At 71.0% G+C, this 15,837-nt stretch carries 15 protein-coding genes; 5 read left to right on the top strand and 10 right to left on the bottom strand.

The genetic code is table 11. The annotated features are described in order from the left end of the window. Positions 1-106 precede the first annotated feature (106 nt). From EAO76_RS41160 to EAO76_RS41170, 4 genes are all read right to left on the bottom strand, one after another. Positions 107-1,387: an amidohydrolase family protein gene (locus EAO76_RS41160; RefSeq protein ID WP_148841361.1), complete on the bottom strand. Its 1,281-nt coding sequence runs from the start codon at positions 1,385-1,387 to the stop codon at positions 107-109. A gap of 81 nt (positions 1,388-1,468) precedes the next feature. Continuing rightward, positions 1,469-1,594: a hypothetical protein gene (locus EAO76_RS47040; RefSeq protein WP_262376183.1), complete on the bottom strand. Its 126-nt coding sequence runs from the start codon at positions 1,592-1,594 to the stop codon at positions 1,469-1,471. A 58-nt stretch (positions 1,595-1,652) separates the two neighbouring features. Beyond that, positions 1,653-2,621 carry a hypothetical protein gene (locus tag EAO76_RS41165; RefSeq protein WP_148841362.1) on the bottom strand — a complete coding sequence of 323 codons (969 nt, stop codon included), beginning with the start codon at positions 2,619-2,621 and terminating at the stop codon, positions 1,653-1,655. 28 nt (positions 2,622-2,649) lie between these two features. Further along, positions 2,650-3,267, bottom strand: a complete 618-nt coding sequence (locus EAO76_RS41170; RefSeq protein WP_148841363.1) for a GNAT family N-acetyltransferase — start codon at positions 3,265-3,267, stop codon at positions 2,650-2,652. Positions 3,268-3,766: 499 nt separating this feature from the next. Here EAO76_RS41170 and EAO76_RS41175 point away from each other — a divergent pair, with 499 nt between their 5' ends. After that, positions 3,767-5,368, top strand: a complete 1,602-nt coding sequence (locus EAO76_RS41175) for a condensation domain-containing protein (protein ID WP_187439012.1) — start codon at positions 3,767-3,769, stop codon at positions 5,366-5,368. A gap of 46 nt (positions 5,369-5,414) precedes the next feature. Then, positions 5,415-7,745, top strand: coding sequence for a peptidase domain-containing ABC transporter (locus EAO76_RS41180; RefSeq protein ID WP_148841365.1), 2,331 nt, complete (start codon positions 5,415-5,417; stop codon positions 7,743-7,745). Here the strand turns inward: EAO76_RS41180 and EAO76_RS41185 are convergent. Together EAO76_RS41185 and EAO76_RS47045 are read right to left on the bottom strand one after the other, a co-directional pair. Beyond that, a complete protein-coding gene (locus EAO76_RS41185) occupies positions 7,740-8,780 on the bottom strand; it encodes a MupA/Atu3671 family FMN-dependent luciferase-like monooxygenase (protein ID WP_187439013.1) in 1,041 nt (346 codons plus the stop codon). The genes EAO76_RS41180 and EAO76_RS41185 overlap by 6 nt on opposite strands. 76 nt (positions 8,781-8,856) lie before the next feature. Continuing rightward, entirely contained in the window at positions 8,857-9,315 is a 459-nt protein-coding gene (locus EAO76_RS47045) for a hypothetical protein (RefSeq protein WP_262376184.1), read from the bottom strand. 408 nt (positions 9,316-9,723) lie between these two features. Between EAO76_RS47045 and EAO76_RS41195 the strand changes: the two genes are divergently transcribed. Then, on the top strand, positions 9,724-10,488 hold the full coding sequence (locus tag EAO76_RS41195; protein WP_148841367.1) for a helix-turn-helix transcriptional regulator: 765 nt from the start codon (positions 9,724-9,726) through the stop codon (positions 10,486-10,488). A gap of 77 nt (positions 10,489-10,565) precedes the next feature. Here the strand turns inward: EAO76_RS41195 and EAO76_RS41200 are convergent, their stop codons facing one another. From EAO76_RS41200 to EAO76_RS41210, 3 genes are all read right to left on the bottom strand, one after another. Next, positions 10,566-11,834 (bottom strand): MAB_1171c family putative transporter, encoded by a 1,269-nt coding sequence (locus EAO76_RS41200; protein WP_148841368.1) that lies wholly within the window; start codon positions 11,832-11,834, stop codon positions 10,566-10,568. Beyond that, positions 11,827-12,405 carry a hypothetical protein gene (locus EAO76_RS41205; protein ID WP_148841369.1) on the bottom strand — a complete coding sequence of 193 codons (579 nt, stop codon included), beginning with the start codon at positions 12,403-12,405 and terminating at the stop codon, positions 11,827-11,829. Before EAO76_RS41205 ends, EAO76_RS41200 begins: the two co-directional genes overlap by 8 nt. A gap of 376 nt (positions 12,406-12,781) precedes the next feature. Further along, positions 12,782-12,994: a hypothetical protein gene (locus tag EAO76_RS41210; RefSeq protein ID WP_148841370.1), complete on the bottom strand. Its 213-nt coding sequence runs from the start codon at positions 12,992-12,994 to the stop codon at positions 12,782-12,784. Between the two features lie 176 nt (positions 12,995-13,170). Between EAO76_RS41210 and EAO76_RS41215 the strand changes: the two genes are divergently transcribed. Then, entirely contained in the window at positions 13,171-14,145 is a 975-nt protein-coding gene (locus EAO76_RS41215; RefSeq protein ID WP_148841371.1) for a response regulator transcription factor, read from the top strand. Positions 14,146-14,161: 16 nt separating this feature from the next. Here EAO76_RS41215 and EAO76_RS41220 read toward each other — a convergent pair whose 3' ends face one another. Continuing rightward, positions 14,162-15,148, bottom strand: coding sequence for a helix-turn-helix transcriptional regulator (locus EAO76_RS41220; RefSeq protein ID WP_148841372.1), 987 nt, complete (start codon positions 15,146-15,148; stop codon positions 14,162-14,164). A 241-nt stretch (positions 15,149-15,389) separates the two neighbouring features. On the opposite strand from EAO76_RS41220, the gene EAO76_RS41225 reads away from it, so the two are divergent. Continuing rightward, a partial coding sequence (locus EAO76_RS41225; RefSeq protein ID WP_148841373.1) for a helix-turn-helix transcriptional regulator occupies positions 15,390-15,837 on the top strand: 448 nt, incomplete at its 3' end.

Raw genomic sequence — 15,837 nt, forward strand, 5'->3', positions numbered from 1 at the left:
GGTCACTCGCACACACTGGATGATCTGCCGGCCCGGCGCCCGGCCCGCCCCGGCGCCCACCGGGCCGCACCCCGCCCCGGCGCGGGGTCGCGGGCCCGGAGCCGTCCTACTTGCCGACCCCGCGGTTGTCCCCCATGCGGGTCTTCGAGGCACCGCTCATGAGCCCGGCGAACGCGGGGCAGCCCGCGGCGTCGGCCGGGAGTTCCGAGAGGTCCACGCCCTCGAACACCTCGTCGTGACCGGGGCCCGTGCCTCCGGCGACGGTGCGCAGGTGGTCCAGGTCGAAGCCGTACATGCGCGCCGCGTTCCCGGCGAGGATCTGCTCCGCCTCGGTGACCGGAACGCCCTTGAGCGCCGTCCGGATCGCGGCCCCGGAGTACGGGTACGAGGCCTCCAGGTGCGGGTAGTCGCTTCCCCACAGGATCTTGTCGACGCCGATCTGCTCCCGGACACCGACCTCGGAGGGGTGCATGAAGGTGGCACCCGCGTAGCACTGGCGGTGCCAGTACTCGCTCGGCCGCAGGGAGAGGTTGTCGATCGCGCTGTCGGCGTCGTACGCCATCTCGGCGTTGCCGCTCTTGCTGCGCACGGAGTCGAAGACGAGGTCCATCTTCCGCAGCTCCCGGGGGATCCAGCCGATGCCGGACTCGGTGAGGACCACCTTCAGCTCCGGGTGCCGCTCCAGCACACCGCCCAGGACCAGGTGACGGAACCTGCTGATGTCCCACCACCGCAGGTCCAGGAGGAAGAACATGTCGTCGAGCTCGGTCGTTCCGGTGCGCGGACCCGCGCCCCCGCCATGGCAGTTGACCGGGACCCCGAGGTCCGCGCAGACCTCCCACAGCTTGTCGTAGGAGGAGTGGTGGTAGAGCGGGGGGACACCCGATCCGGGCGGTGCGCCCGGCAGCAGGACGCCACCGGTCAGACCGGCCTCGCGGGCCCACTTCACCTCGGCCACGGCCGCGTCGACGTCGTGCAGCACGATCTGGAACACGCCGGCCCGGCGCCCGGGGGCGTCCTGGCAGAACTCCAGGAGCCACCTGTTGTGCGCCCGGAGACCGGCCCAGCGGTACTCCAGGTCGCGCGCACCGGCCACCGCTCCCTGACTGCTCGCCAGCGAGGACGAGGCGAAGAACGGCGGAACCGTGTTGGGGTAGATGACCTCCGCCGCGATCCCGTCGGATTCCAGCTCGCCCAGGCGCCGGGACGAGTCCCAGTTCCGGGAGGCGTTCGCCCCCTTCATGTCCTCGTAGGGGATCACGTAGTTCTTCGCCCAGTCGTCGAAGTCCTCGACGTAGGCGGGGTCCAGGTAGTCCCGGTACTGCTTGAGGTCGGCCCCCGCGTGGCAGTCCGCGGAAATCACTATGTGACGGTTGTCGCTCGCCATACGAGTCTCTTTCTCGCCCTTGATGAAACGGGGGCGGCGAAGCCCATGAGCTCACGTCGCCCCCGTTTTTTGATCGACTGATCAGACTCGCGCGTAGCTGAAGCTGTACGCGGTGCTCTCAGACTCCTCGAGCTCCTCCGCCTCGTCGACGGAGACGAACTCCTCGTCGAGGTTCCAGGACTGAGACTGAACGTTGACGTCCCGCATTTCACACCCCCTTTCCTCGGTGGGAACATGACGGGCCGAGCGGATGCGCGACCCGGGATCAGGGAAGAAAGTGGTGGTCACTTTCCGGGATGATGAAGTCCATGTGGGCCCCGGTGATGCCTTCGCCGAAACCGATGTGCATGACGCCCGCGCCCTCGTTCAGCTGCGAGTTGTGGCGCCAGTCCACGTGCGGCAGCAGCGCCAGGTTGGTCCCGATGCCCAGTTCGAGGGCCTGGAGGCCGTGGTCCGGGTTGGTGACGTCGAGCAGTTCCCCGGTGAAGTCCTTGCCCCCGGCGCGGGCGCCGACGAGCACGTTGTCCTTCAACGACAGGGTGATCGAGCCGAGTTCCGTCATCTCCGCCCGGAGCCGGTGGGCCCGTCGGACCCGGGCGTCGCCCTCCTCGGTGCACCGGGGGTCCTTCGCCGCCAGGACGCCGGAGGCGTGGACGGTCCCCTCCATGCTGAAGAAGTCGTCGCCGACGGAGGTGGGCTGCTTGGTGAGGGACAGCTCGCAGCAGCTGCCGATGCTCACCCAGTCGCCGACCCCGATCTTCGCGTGGGGCCAGGCGTCCACCGTGAGGGAGGGGCCGAGCGAACACACCAGACGGGTGACGCCGGCGTCCTCGCCGGGGTCGTCGAGGGGGCCGAAGACGACCTTCTTCGCCCCGTCGCGAAGACCGTCGATCCAGTACGTCGCGGTCTCGGCGGCCTTGAGGTAGTCCGTCAGCAGGGTCATCCGCAGGGTGTAGCCGGCCGCCTCGGGGGCACCGTCGAAGCTGGCCAGGGGCACGACGAGGACCCGGTGGTGCTTGAAGAGGACCCGGATCCTCCTGCTGATGAGGTGATGGCCGAGGAAGAGGACCACGTTCGAGCCGGCCGGCAGGGTGGCGACGTCGTCGAGCGGCACGTACCGCAGCCCGTGTCCGACCGCCTCCGCGCCGAGCGGGGCGTCGTCGGTGACCGCGACTATGTCACCCTCCGGGAAGATCTGCCGAAGGCACCCGGCCGGATCGGCGATTTCTTGCATTCCTGGGGTCTCCTTCATCGGGAAGAACTCACTCGTCCGATCCGCCGTGCGGAATTATCGGGTTCTTTTTGATGAACTCTTCGAGGACGAGCCGTGCCGCTGCCTTTTCGTCGGACGGAACGATGGATGACGGTTCCCTCATCGCATAGTATTCGTCCCTGAGTATGGAACCGATGAGGGCGTCGTAATACTGCCCGTCCAGGAAGTAGTAATCCCGGAGGATGCCCTCGATCCTCATGATTCCGGAGCAGAAGTTCTCCACGGCGCCCTTGTTGAAGACGCCGCAGTTGAACTCCACCCGATGGGCGTTCCGCGAGTCGAACAGCATTCCCACGAGATGGATCACGGATTCCAGACCGAAGCCGGCCCCCCACATCTCGGAGTCGCCGATCATCGATCCGACGACATAATTGCCCGGCGTGTCGGTCTGCTTCCAGCTGACGACGCCGATCGCCTGGCCGTCATCCGTGCACACCAGAAGGAACTCGTCGTCGACACGCCCGAAGAAACTCTCGACATCGGCCGGGCTCATGTGTGCCCGAATTCCGGAAGCGTATACCCAGGCTTTCGAGGAAGTCCACTGCGAAATGATCTCGCAGTCGCTCCCGGTGATGGGGGCGAGTGTGACGGAGTGCTTATTCATCATCGAGTCCCAATCGCGTGGCGGCGACACCTTCTCAGCGCGTCGGGGACACTCTGCCGAAGGGAATGTTCAGGGGCTTCACAATGGGCACAAGCTAGCTTCCGATTCCCGGGAGTGAAAGGCGGATGGCAAGTTCTCGCCATCGCCCGGTCCGCTCCGCGAAGAGGCCGGTCCCTCGTTACCATGCGGCCCCCGGATGCGTTCTGACAAGTTTTCGCCAGTTCCGGAATCATCTTGCATTGCCGCAGCGGCGGCTGCTTGGCTGAGCGGCGTCAGTTGAATGAGAGGAGGTGCCAAGATGAGCAACGAGGAATTCGAGACGGTGGATATCCGCGCTCTCGACGACGTCGAGCTGGACGACGTTGTCGGCGGTTCTGACGCGGTCGTGCCGTTCGGCAAGACGCCGAACTGATCAGTTGGGCGGTATGAGGGCGGAGCCATGGTCCGCATACCGCCCAATATCTTTTCCCGCCACTCGTATCCGACGGCCACGGGAGTCGAATTGAGCGCCGATGACCAGGACGGGTTCCCGCTGACTTCCGGGCAGTCGCAGCACTACCGCATGACGAAGGAGAACCCGGAACTGCGTACGGCGATCTGGTCGTCGTACCGGATACCGGGCGCCCTGGACGTCGGCCGGTTCGTCGACGGCGTCGAAACCCTGGTGGCCGGCCACGAGGCCCTGCGCACCGAGATCTTCGAGCGTCCCGACGGGGAGCTGCGGCAACGGATCGTGGACCCGCCGGACCGGTCCCGTCTGATCACCTGCGAGCAGGTCCTCAGCAGGTCGGAGGACCAGTTCGACCGCTACGTCCGGCACCTGGTGGCGAGCGAGCAGACGAAGGAGTGGGAGGCGGGCGCACCGCCCTTCCGGTTCCGGCTCCTGCGGTACGCCCCCGAGGTCCACGCGTTCGTCGCCGGTTTCTCGCACACCGCGGTCGACGGCGTCGGCAGCGAGATCCTCATGCGCGACCTGATGCGCATCCACCGGGAGACCATGCGGGGAAGCCGCCCCTCGGGCCCGCCGCGCGGGCGGTTCGTGGAGTCCGCGCTGCGCGAGGCCGCGGCCCTGGAGAAGCGGGCCCGCCGGGTCAGGAAGCACGATTTCTCCGGGGTGCCCCCGGTCACCCAGTTCCGGACCGGTTCCCCGGGGCCGCGAAAGGCCGCCGGCCCGTCGAGCCGGAAGTCCGACTTCTCGCTCACCGGGGAGGAACTCGCCGCGCTGCGGCGGGCGGCCGACCGGCACGGGTGCACCGAGTTCCACTGGATCCTGGCCGCCTTCGCCACGACGGTCTTCCGGGTGACCCGGCAGGACCGGCTGAAGGTCTCCATCCCGGTGAACCTGCGCGGCCCGGCGGACCGCGATGTCGTCGGGATGTACGTCGTCGCCGTCCCGGTGGTGATCGACAGGCCCACGGGCCCGGACGACCTGCGGAGATACCCCAGGAAGGTCGGAACCGCCGTGCTCCGCGCCACCGCGATGTACCGGACGGGAAGTCCGGAACTCCTCGACAGGGCGCTGACGGAGCAGAGCGAGCGGTGGGGGGCCCGGTGCCGGCACGACCTCACCGTCAACTACCGGAAGGTGTCGGGGATGAGCCGTCGCTCGTTCACCCGGCTGGAACGGGACGAGCACCGGGCCCGGGTCGACTACTCCTTCCCGGGCGTGGGGCTGCGGATCTTCAGCTTCGAGGACGCGCTGGACGTCCAGGCCGTCCTGGATTCCGGGCTGTTCCCGGGCGACACCGCGGGCGATCTCGTCGCGGCCCTCCGGGAGGACCTCACCTCCCCCGACCACTGGGCCCGGAGCGGCGCCCGGGACCTGCCGGGGGAGTCGGTGGAGCTCCGGGACGCCGGCGGGGCCACCGTCGTCTCGGCGGACCCGGCGAAGGTGGCGGAGGCACTGCTCCGGCACCCCCTCGTCAGGACGGCCTCGGTGTTCCGCGAGACCGGCGGAGCCGGCGGGACGCGGCTGCGCGCCGAGGTCGGCGTGCGCGAGGGGCTGACCGAGGACTCCCTCCGCGACCATCTGCTGAGCCTCGGCGCCCACGCGTCCGGGGTCCTCGCGCCCGGCAGGATCTCGGTCTCCTCCTCACCGTCCTGAAAGCCGAAGCGGCTCTCGCGAGAGCTTCCCCAGGGAAAGAAAGACATTGGCAGACGAGCGGCACGGCGCCCCGGACCATCCGGACCGCGCGCGGGACCCCCGATTCCGGCAGCAGGCGCGTGAGAGCGGGGCGGCCGACCGGGAGTGGGGGACGACGGTGGAACGGCCCGGCCTCTCCCTGCCCTCCTGGCGCGATCTGCGAGTGGTGCCGAACCTGCGCGGCCGACGGGCGGTGCCGGTGCAGCTCCAGTCGCAGACGAGCGACTGCGGCCCCGCCAGCCTCTTCATGACACTGCGTCACCACGGCATCGACGTCGGCCTGGAGCAGCTGCGCATCGACACCGACTGCGGTCGCGACGGGGTGTCCGCCCGGCGGCTCCTGACCACGGCCCGCAGCCACGGGCTGCCGGGCCGCGGGGTCCGCTCGTCGCTGGAGGGACTGCGCGGCCTCCCGTCCGGCAGCATCCTGTTCTGGAGGTTCAACCACTTCGTCGTCCTCGAACGCGTCGTGCGCGACCACGTCTACGTCGTCGATCCCGCCCACGGGCGGCGGCGACTGCGGATGCGGGACGTCGGCCGGCTGTACACCGGCGTGGCGCTCGAATTCGAGGCGCCGGTCGCCGGTGCGGTCGGCCGCCGCGGCGGCGGTGGCCGGCCCGGGAGCCCCTGGCGGCACCTCGCCCATTTCTTCCCGCGGTCGAGGAAGTGGATCCACCTGGTCCTGATGTCGCTGGGCATCCTGCTCTTCGGCCTGGTGACCCCGCTGGCCACGGCCCATGTCGTCGAGAACCGCGGGCTCGGGGGGAGTCTGGGCCCCGCGCAGGCCGTCGCGGCCGTGGCGGTGTCGGCGGTGTCCTTCTTCCTGCTCCAGCTCCTGCGGGGAACGGTCATCCTCGAACTGCAGACCGTCGCGGAGAAACGGGTGACGCTCGGGATCTTCAACCGGCTGCTCTCCCTGCCGTACGCCTTCTTCTCCAGGCGCGCCCCGGCCGACCTGGCCCTGCGGGTGAGAACGAGCAGCGCCGTGCGGAACGTGCTCACCAACAGCATGGTCTCCGCGGCCTTCGACGGCGTGCTGGTCCTCTCCTACCTGGCCGTGCTGATGGTGGCGGATTTCGACACCGCCCTGTGGGTCCTGGGGCTCGTCGTGCTGCAGACGGGGGTCCTGGCCCTGGCGTGGCGGCAGCAGGTCTACCTCTCCGCCGACGCCCTGGAGTGCCAGGCCCAGGTCGACAGCGAGCTGAACGAGGTGCTGGAGGGCATCGGCACGGTCAAGAGCGGCGGTCTCGACCAGGTGATGGGGGACCGGTGGGCCAACTCCCTGGTGGAGGAGCTGAACGCCCGGACGAGGGGGCGCCGGCACTTCACCCTCGTCTCGTCCTTCGTCCTCGCGACGCAGTTCGCGGCACCCCTGTGCGTGCTGGCCGTCGGCGCGACCCGGGTGGCGGACGGCGATCTCACGCTGGGGGCGATGACGGCGTTCACGTCCCTGTCCGTCGGTGTCTTCGTGCCCCTGACGAATCTGGTGCTGTCGGCGCTCCAGGTCGCCGGGATCAAGGCCCCGCTGACGCGCCTGGGCGACATCCTCGACGCGGAGCCGGACCAGCGGCACGGGGCGGTGGGCACCGCCCCCTTCTCGGACCGGGCCGACCTGCGCCTCGAAGGAGTGGGCTTCGGCTACCCGGGGGCGGCGGAGGCGGCCGTGTCGGACATGGACCTCGTCGTGCCGGCCCGCGGTTTCGTGGCCGTGCTCGGGGCCTCCGGATGCGGCAAATCGACGCTGGCCATGATCCTCGCCGGGCTGTACGCGCCGGACGAGGGCCGGATCCTCATCGGCGCGGACTCGTTCTCCGACATCGACCGGGACTCCCTCAGACGGTCCATCTCCTTCGTCAACCAGGACGCGCGGGTCTTCGCCGGGTCGATACGCCAGAACATCACGATGGGGGCGCCCGGGGCCACGGACGCCGATCTGGCGTGGGCGGCCGGGGTGGCGCACATCCACGACGACATCATGCGGATGCCGATGGCGTACGAGACGCTGCTGGGCTCCGGCGGGGCCGGGCTGTCCGGCGGCCAGCGGCAGCGCATCTCCCTGGCACGGGCGCTGATCCGCCGCCCCCGGATCCTGATCCTCGACGAGGCGACGAGTTCGCTGGACCGGCTGACCGAGGAGCGGGTCGTCGCGGGCATCCGCGAGCTGGGCTGCACCCTGGTCGTGATCACCCACCGGGTGGCGACGGCGGTGGACGCGGACGAGATCGTCGTCATCGACGGCGGGCGCATCGTGCAGCGCGGCCGGCACGACGCGCTGCGCTCCGTCCCCGGACCGTACCGCGAACTCGCCGTCTCCTCCGATGTGCTGGACCGGCTATGACCGGGTGCCCGCCGCGGCCGTCCGCAGATTGAGCCGCACCTCGTCCAGGCGGGGGAGCATGGAGAGCACATCGGAGTCGGCGACCCCGAAATCCACCAGGGAGGCGATCTCGTCCACCCCGGCGGCCCGGAGGTCGCGCGCGAACGCCGTGCACCGCTCGACGGACCCGAACAGCGCGGCCCGGTGGAAGTAGCGCTCGAAGGCCACCTTCGCCAGCCGCCCCGGATGGCTCCTTCCGAGGTCGCTCCACCGCGTCTTCCACAGGTCGATGGAGGAGAGGAGGTAGTCCGTGAAGGGCCCCCGCACCAGCTCCTTGGCGGCGGCGTCGCTCTCCCCGACGAACGTGTGCAGCATCAGGGTGACGACGCCGGTGGCGGGATCGTGCCCGTTGCGCTCGCGGGCGGCCCGGTAGCTCGCGATGCTCGCGGCCAGTTCGTCCGTGCTCTGGAAGAGGAGGGCGGTGAGGACGTTGAGGCCGCGGGCCCCCGCCTCCTCGAACGATTCCGGGTTCGAGGAGCAGGTGAACCAGAGGCGGGGCTCGGGCTGCACCGGCCGGGGATACGTCGAGAGCTCCACCTCCTCCCCGAGCCCGTTGCGCCGCTTCACCTTCTTTCCCGCCCACAGGTCCTTGATCTCGTCCAGCGCCTCGAACGTGTACTCCCTGCGCGTCGCGTAGCGCTCCGGGGCCAGGGCGAAGTCGTCGGGGTTCCACCCGGTGGCCAGGGCCAGGTCGACCCGTCCGCGGGAGACGTTGTCCACGAAGGACCAGTCCTCGACCACCGACAGCGGGTCGTGCAGCGGAACGACGACGCTGCCGGCCCGCAGCCGCACCCTGCGCGTCCTCGCGGCGAGTGCCGCGGCGGCGAGCGCGGGGTTCGGATACGCGCCGCCGAAGGGGTGGAAGTGCCGCTCGGGCAGCCACACCGCCGTGAATCCGTTCCGGTCGGCGAACTCCGCCGTGTCGAAGAGGAGTTGGTACTCCCGCGAGGCATCCACCGTCTCGCGGTTGACGAAGTAGAGAAGGCTGAAGTCCACAGTCACCCTTTCTTGGTCCCGGGGCGGGCCCCGGCGGGTCCGGGGGCATGGCGTCCGGGCCCGCCGTGCGTGCGCCCTACTCGGTCCGCCTCGGCTGGGGGATGGTCACTTTCCTGTGGGGGCAACCCGGCTGGCAGCGGCGGATCAGTTCGGCTCCCCCCTGGAACCTGGTGCTCACCTCCAGGTGTTCGAGCAGTTCCGCGACGCGCCGGCTGTACGTGCGCGGCGAGATGCCGAGCCTCCGGCTGGCCGTTTCGTCCGTCTGTCCCGACAGGAGGGCCTCGACGACGGGGCTCAGATACCGGGGCAGGTCCGTCAGGCCGCAGGGCGGCGTGTGCCGCTGGGGCCGCCGGAACGGGTCCGGGGCGGGCGCCGGGCTCTCCGGCGCCATCCTGGCGGGGTGCTGTTCCACCAGGTGGGAGGCGCCCGTGAGGCCGGACGCGCCGGGACGGGCGAAGGAGAGCCCGGTGAGGTCCGACAGGACGTCACGGGGGCCGACCGGTCGACATGCGATTCTCGTTGAACGATCTTCCATGAACGCTTTTCCCCTCGTGAAGATGCGAAGGAACGATGTCGTGCGGCGATCGAGCGGGTGTCCGGGGGCATGGGCCGCCCCGGTGCGGCGGAGTCGTGCTTCCTCTTCTCGGGCTGGCGCCCGTGAGCGTTCGTCACGGGCGCAGGTCGCCCGCCGCCCGTCGCGTACGGCCCCCCGCGGCGTACTCGGCCACCGTTTCCGGGCAGTGGGCGATTGCGCGACGAGGCCCTTGCGGGGCCCGGCGCGCCCCTTGATCCTGCCGTTCCGCGCGAAGCGGTGTCAACAATTGTGAACCACTGGTCGGGGGCGGCGCCTCCGGTCCGGAACAAGCCGTGACTCGCGGTGCGGGGGGCCGCTAACCTTCACCCACCGCACCCGCAGTCCGCCCCGACCTTGGAGACCGTCCGCATGGAAGCCGTCGACGCGTTGCCCCAGGATGACCTGGAGGCTGTGGTCACGGCCATCAACGACCTGCTCCCCCAGGTCGGCATGGAGCACGACGATCTCGACCTCGACGCGATCACCTACGCGACGGGCATCGCCCGGGACAAGGTGGCGGCGGTCCTGCGCGGCGACCCGCTCGGCCCGGAGGAGCTCGACGCCTCGCTCCCGGAGCGCCTGGCCTTCCTGCGGGACACCCGCCGCCGGGACGACGGGGAGCGCTACTCGTACGGTCAGCTCGCCGAACGGGCCCAGGTCAGCAAGGCGCTCATCAGCGCCCTCTTCAGCGGGGCACGGAATCCGGGCGTCTCCGTGGCCGGAGCGCTGGAGGACTTCTTCAGGGTCGAGCCGCGGTTCCTGACGCTCAGCGGCCGGCGCGTCCTGGCCAGGGCGCTGAAGCCGATCGAGCAGAGCCTGGTCACCCTGAGCCTGCTCCGTGCCGCCGACGTGAGCCGGTGGGCACTGCGGAGCGGCGCCGCCACGCGGGACGACAAGCTCGGCCGGGCGCTCCAGGAAGCGATCGCCGGGACCCTCTCCGCCCCCGGGACCCTCCCCGCTCCCGAGGCCCTCTCCGCCCCCGGGACCCTCTCCGTCCCCGGGGAACGGCCGGACCCCGAGGGGCAACCGGACCCCGAGGGGCAGGAGCTCATCGACCTCACGAACCAGATCCGCGCCCTGGAGAAGAAGAAGGCCCGGGTGCTGACCCGCATCCGCGGCCTCCTCGGCCCCTGAGAACAGCCCGCCCCGCCCCGGAGAACGCCGGACGCCCCGGCCGGGGCGTCCGGGGCCCGCGCGGCCCGTACGGGGCACTACCCCGGCCCTCCCGCGACGGGTTCGAGGTCCTGCGGCTCCTCGCGGCGCCGTACGTCCCGCAGCGCCGCGGCGACGAGCGGATGGTCGAGGTGCCGGGCGACGAGCAGCAGCCGGCGACGCTCGTCCGAGGCGGCGGTCCGTTCGCCGGGCAGGGCCCGGTGGGGCGGCCCGGGGGCGACGGGAACGGCCCCCGCAGCTTCCAGCCTGGCGGCCGAGAGGCGGGCCATCGCGTCCCGCAGGGTGGCCGCGGTGGTGATGGCGTCCAGGTCGAGACCGCGGGCGTCGTCCCCCAGCGCGACGGCGAGCCTCCGTACGCTCTGCTCGGCCAGGGGCGACGACCAGGCCCGCAGGACACGCATCCCGTCCAGGATCTCGATGACGCGGCGGTGCAGGGTGAACCTGACGTTGACGAGGCGGAGCCCGTTCCTCCCGCCGGGGCCGAGGGCGAGCTTCTCGTCGACGCCGGCGACCACGAGGCGCCACAGCGGCTGGAGGGCCCGGCTGTCCCGTCGTTCGCGCAGCCAGGCGCCGATCGCGGCCCCGGACATGCCGTAGCTCGTGACGAAGGTGCCGACGGTGCCGAAGACGGAGCCCAGGACCCCGATCCCGTCGAGCGAGTGGTTTCCCGCCGCCGCGAGTGCGATGGCCGGCACGTTGCACACGATGTAGCCGAAGACGATCACCATGGCGATGCTGAAGCAGGCGACCGAGTGCTGGACCGAGGGATCGTCCGGGACGGTCCGCCGCCCGAGCCGCGCCGTGTTCAGCGTGGCGCAGGAGAACGCCGACAGGAACACGAGCAGGAACGCGAGCACCAGCGGTTCGCCCTGCACGAAGGCGGTGTTGAAGCGCATCGGGTCGGCCGGACCGGTCAGGTCCGCCGCCGAGAACGTCACCCCCATGAGCACGATCGCCGCCCCGTACGCCGCCGACCAGGAGAGGGCCCGGCGGTGCACCGAACGGTGCTCGCCCGGTGTGACGGGGGTCCAGAGCAGCGTCAGGACATGGGTGATGGCGTAGCAGATCACGATCCCGACGTACACGGGCAGGGTCGCGAAGCTCGGGCGGCCCGTGACCTCCCCGACGAACCGGTAGCCGACGGGGGAGGCCACCACGTACACGAGCACCGAGGTGGCGAAGCTCGTGGTGATCAGCGCCAGTGTCGTCGTGCGCTCGCGGAGGAGGGCGAGCGTCTTCCAGCACGTCACCAGGAGGTTGAGGAAGGCGATCGAGAGGTAGATCGCGGTCGTCGTCCGCTCAGACACCGGCACTCCGATGGGAGAAGGCCGAGCACATGACGTCGTTGCCCCCGCTGCGGCCGAGGTGCAGCCGCTGGAGCATCTCCGTGGCGAACGCCTCGGCCCTGCGCTCGCACGCCCTGTCGTAGTGGGACCGGTTGAGGACCCGCAGAACCCCCGCCGGCTTCAGGCCCGGCAGGATCCTCCGGACGGCTTCCTCGTCCATCGGCTGCCCCTCCTCCTCGGAGGGCTCGCCGTCCATGAGGTGGCACACCTCGTGCAACATCGAGTGCATCTTGGTCAGTTCGCTGGACCACACGTCCACGACGATGTGGTCCTGGTCCCGGCCGTGCATGCAGAAGGCCGACACCTCGGAGGGCAGTGCCGCCTCGGTGATCACGACCGGTCTGCCGCGCTTCGCCTCCACCGCGCGGACCACCGATGCCATGTCGTGGGCGAGGGCGAACTCGCGATGGACCAGGCGCCTGGCCGACCACGTCGCCGCCAGCAGCCCGCAGTGCTCCCGAAGGGCGTGCCACACGCCGGCCGGCCGGTGGCCGTCCGTGCTCCGCTGCGGTCGATGCTCCTGCAAGGCCATCCCGGCTCTCTCTCCTGGCGGTCAGCGGCCCGTGCGTGACGAGCGCGGTGATGAGGTCCTGTTCGTCGGCTCGCGCGGGGAATGCCGGACCGACCCCTCGCCGGGGTTCTCCGGACGGGGTGGCACCGGCCGCGTCGGGCCTCGTGGTGGGTCTGCGGTCGTGCGACAGGGAGGGTTCCGGCGCCGGAGTCCTCACCGGAACCGGAAGCGGAAGCGGAAGTGGAACCGGAACCGGGAACGGGAACGGGAACGGCCGACGGCGCCGCACGCGCCGACGGTGGGCCGATGTCCGGCCGCGGCCGGGGAGAAGTCCTTCCCGCAGCGGTGCGCGGTGGACGACCCGGTCCGGAGCCCCGGTACGGGCCTTACGGGCTGCTCAGCCCCACTCGGGCTCCTCGCCCGTGGACGGAGTCGTGGTGTCCGTCGGACCCGCGTCGGCGGGTGCCGGCCCGCCGTCGGGCCCCGCGGGGCCGGCCAGGCCCGCACCGGTGCCTGCGGCGAAGGGGGCCGACGCCGCGGTGCCGAGCAGAGCGGGTGCGAACAGGGCCGCCCCGACGATCGCACCCAGCACCTTGTTCGTCACCTTCATGGCACGACCCCCTCGGTTCGGAACGACCCCGCGCGTACGGGAAAGGGCGTGAAGTCCTGTGTATTTCCAGGTCAGATGCCCCCGCATCACTGAGGACTAGACTTTCGTGCGAACCGTGGCCGTGCAAGCACCGGGGTATGCCCATGCCTGCAGTGCCCGTTCAGGCAGGGGGGACTGTGAACGAGAACAGTGAAGGCGACGGAGCGGCGGCGGATCTGAACCTGTCCGAGGAGGACAGGCGGCTCTACCGGGAGGTGCTCGACGAGAGCATCGATCTGCCGGCCGAGGACGCACGACTGGAGCGGCTGCGCGAGCTCGGCGTGATCTTCACGGAGCCCCTCACCAAACAGCTCGGCACCAGGAGCCTTCCGCACGCCGAACGGACCTTCTACCAACGGGAGATCGCGGAGATAGCCCGGCACGCGGAACGCATCAGGGAGATAGCGCCGATCCTCGACGCGCTGGCCAGGGAGACGGACGGCCAGGAGACGGGCACGGGCAACGCCGTCGAGATCCTCAGGGCCAAGAAGGACATCAACAGCATCATCTTCGACGCCATCGAGCGCTCCGACTACGTCTGGTCGTCCCAGACCGGCCCCCGCTCGCCCGAGGGGCTCCAGCGGTCCATCACCCGCGACATGGCCCTCCTGGGCCAGGGCGTGCAGTACCGGAACATCTACCCCACCAGCGCCCGCACGCGTCTTCCCGAGACGGAGTACGCCCGGATGACGTCCGGGACGGGCAACGCCGAGGCCAGGACCTCGTCGCGCCGGTACGCGCGCATGATCCTCACCGAGAGCGTCGGCGTGGTCTCCGACATCCGGGTGGGGGAGGGCGCGGCCGAGCCCGCCATCATCATCCGCGACCCCGCGCTGCTCGCCTGGCTCATGGAGATGTTCGGCCGGGAGTGGGAGACCGCCGACCCCTGGTTCCCCGATCCCGCCGACGGCGACGCGGTCAGCGACCGCGAACTCGTCGAGCGCGACATCCTGGTCCTGCTCTCCGAGGGCAACACCAGGAACGCCATCTGCCGGAAGCTGGAGATCAGCGAGCGGACCTACTCCAACTACACGGCCGCCCTGCGCGAACGGTACCGGGCCAGGACGAACGAGCAGCTCATGTTCGCGTGGGGCAAGCGCCGGCAGCCCTGAGGGCCGTCCCGTCCCCTCATCGCGGGCCGTGGGCGGTGGCCCCGGTGCCGAGCAGGGCGAGGCCCACCGGGGTGAGGCTGTGGCGCACGGAGTTGCGCAGCCGGTTGCTGGAGACCAGACCGGCGTTCCGCAGCACGGTGGCGTGCTCGCTGGCGGAGGAGAGCGAGATCCCGACGCGCCGGGCCAGTTCGCTCGTGGTGCACTCGCCGTCGAGGGATTCCAGGACCGCGGCCCTGGTGTGGCCCAGGAGCCGGGCGAGGTGCGGACCCGCCGGTTCGGGCGGGGGCGCCGCGGCCGGGACCGCGGCCCGCGCGGGATAGACGAGGGTCGGCGGCAGGGCCGGGTCGGCCAGGGCGACCGGTGCCCGGTGGCAGAAGTACGACGGGATCAGGAGCAGTCCCCGGCCGTCCAGGCACATGTCCGCCTCGACCGGGTAGTCGGCCTCCAGGACGGGCGGGCGCCAGCGCAGGGCGGGGCCGAACGTGCGCAGCATCGCGTCGGTGCCCCCGAGGAACTGGGTGCGCGCCCGCCGGGCGCGGTCGGCCTCGACCCGGTCGCGGATGCGCTGCCACATCCCGCCGAGGGCGTGGTGCCGGTGGGCGCGCAGTGCCTCGCCGAGTCGGTGGAGCACCGGCGATCCGCCCTCCGCGACCGCCCGGAGCCAGGGGTCGGGCGGCTTGTCCTTCGCCAACCGGGTGATCTGGAGGCGCAGTTGGGGCCGTGGTGTCGACAGCAGGGCGTCGAGTCCCGCCTCGAAGCCCTCGGCGCTCTCGACCGGGGTGAGGAAGTCCGGGAAGTAGCCACGGGCCGGGACCAGGGGCAGCAGCAGGCGCAGCGGGGCCCGGCCGTTCCTGATGACGTGTTTCTGCCAGTGGAGCATGGCGGGGTCCGACTGCCGTTCCCGCAACTGGTGCAGGCTCAGTACGGATTCCCAGAGCGGGTCGGGATGGTCGGTCACACGGGTACGGGTCAGGTCCCCGGCCGAGAAGTGGATGCGCAGCATGTGTTTCCCAGGTGCGAGACGCGTTCACCGCTCCCCCCGAGCGGCGCCGGCGTCGCCACGTTCCGGTGGCGTCGGTGTTGTGACCTTGTGACAGCGGCGTGTGCTGAGGCAAGAAGGAACGGGGAAGGTGGGACGACGGGATGCCCGAGGGGGCTTCAGCTGCCGCTTTCAAGCCGAATGGGACGGCGTGGGACGTGTCCCGTCCTCCCGAGGAGGGGAGGACCGGAACAACGGGAGGGCGATGACGTTCGACAGGGAAGTGCCGGGACCGGCCGGACTGGCCGAGTCGCTGGAGGAACTGAAGCGGCGCAGCGGGCGCAGTTACACGGCGCTGGCCCACCGCACCGGCCTCAGCCGGTCCACGCTCCACCGCTACTGCCGGGGCACGACCGTCCCCGGCAGCTTCGGGGCGGTGGAACGGGTGGCGCGGGTCTGCGGGGCGAGTCCGGCGGAGCTGGACCGGCTGTACCGGGTCTGGTCGCGGACGATCGCCGCGCAGGGCCCGGCCGACGGCATGACGGTTCCGGGTGACGACGCGGCGGGTCCGGGCGGCGCGGGAGGGCGCCCGGACGAGCACGGCGAGCACCCGGACGGTACGGGCGGACCCCCGGACGCCGGGGCGGTCCGGGAGCCCGCGGCGGCAGCGGCGGTGGCGGAACGGGGCGGGGACGGCGGCGGGGGGCCGCGGG

It is taken from the genome of Streptomyces sp. sk2.1, assembly GCF_008120935.1.
GTDB lineage: Bacteria > Actinomycetota > Actinomycetes > Streptomycetales > Streptomycetaceae > Streptomyces.

What these genes read in the sequence shown, in the direction of transcription:
- EAO76_RS41160 (WP_148841361.1), bottom strand. Translation starts at nt 1,387, where the DNA reads ATGGCGAGCGACAACCGTCACATAGTGATTTCCGCGGACTGCCACGCG.
- EAO76_RS47040 (WP_262376183.1), bottom strand. Translation starts at nt 1,594, where the DNA reads ATGCGGGACGTCAACGTTCAGTCTCAGTCCTGGAACCTCGACGAGGAG.
- EAO76_RS41165 (WP_148841362.1), bottom strand. Translation starts at nt 2,621, where the DNA reads ATGCAAGAAATCGCCGATCCGGCCGGGTGCCTTCGGCAGATCTTCCCG.
- EAO76_RS41170 (WP_148841363.1), bottom strand. Translation starts at nt 3,267, where the DNA reads ATGATGAATAAGCACTCCGTCACACTCGCCCCCATCACCGGGAGCGAC.
- EAO76_RS47045 (WP_262376184.1), bottom strand. Translation starts at nt 9,315, where the DNA reads ATGGAAGATCGTTCAACGAGAATCGCATGTCGACCGGTCGGCCCCCGT.
- EAO76_RS41195 (WP_148841367.1), top strand. Translation starts at nt 9,724, where the DNA reads ATGGAAGCCGTCGACGCGTTGCCCCAGGATGACCTGGAGGCTGTGGTC.
- EAO76_RS41205 (WP_148841369.1), bottom strand. Translation starts at nt 12,405, where the DNA reads ATGGCCTTGCAGGAGCATCGACCGCAGCGGAGCACGGACGGCCACCGG.
- EAO76_RS41210 (WP_148841370.1), bottom strand. Translation starts at nt 12,994, where the DNA reads ATGAAGGTGACGAACAAGGTGCTGGGTGCGATCGTCGGGGCGGCCCTG.
- EAO76_RS41220 (WP_148841372.1), bottom strand. Translation starts at nt 15,148, where the DNA reads ATGCTGCGCATCCACTTCTCGGCCGGGGACCTGACCCGTACCCGTGTG.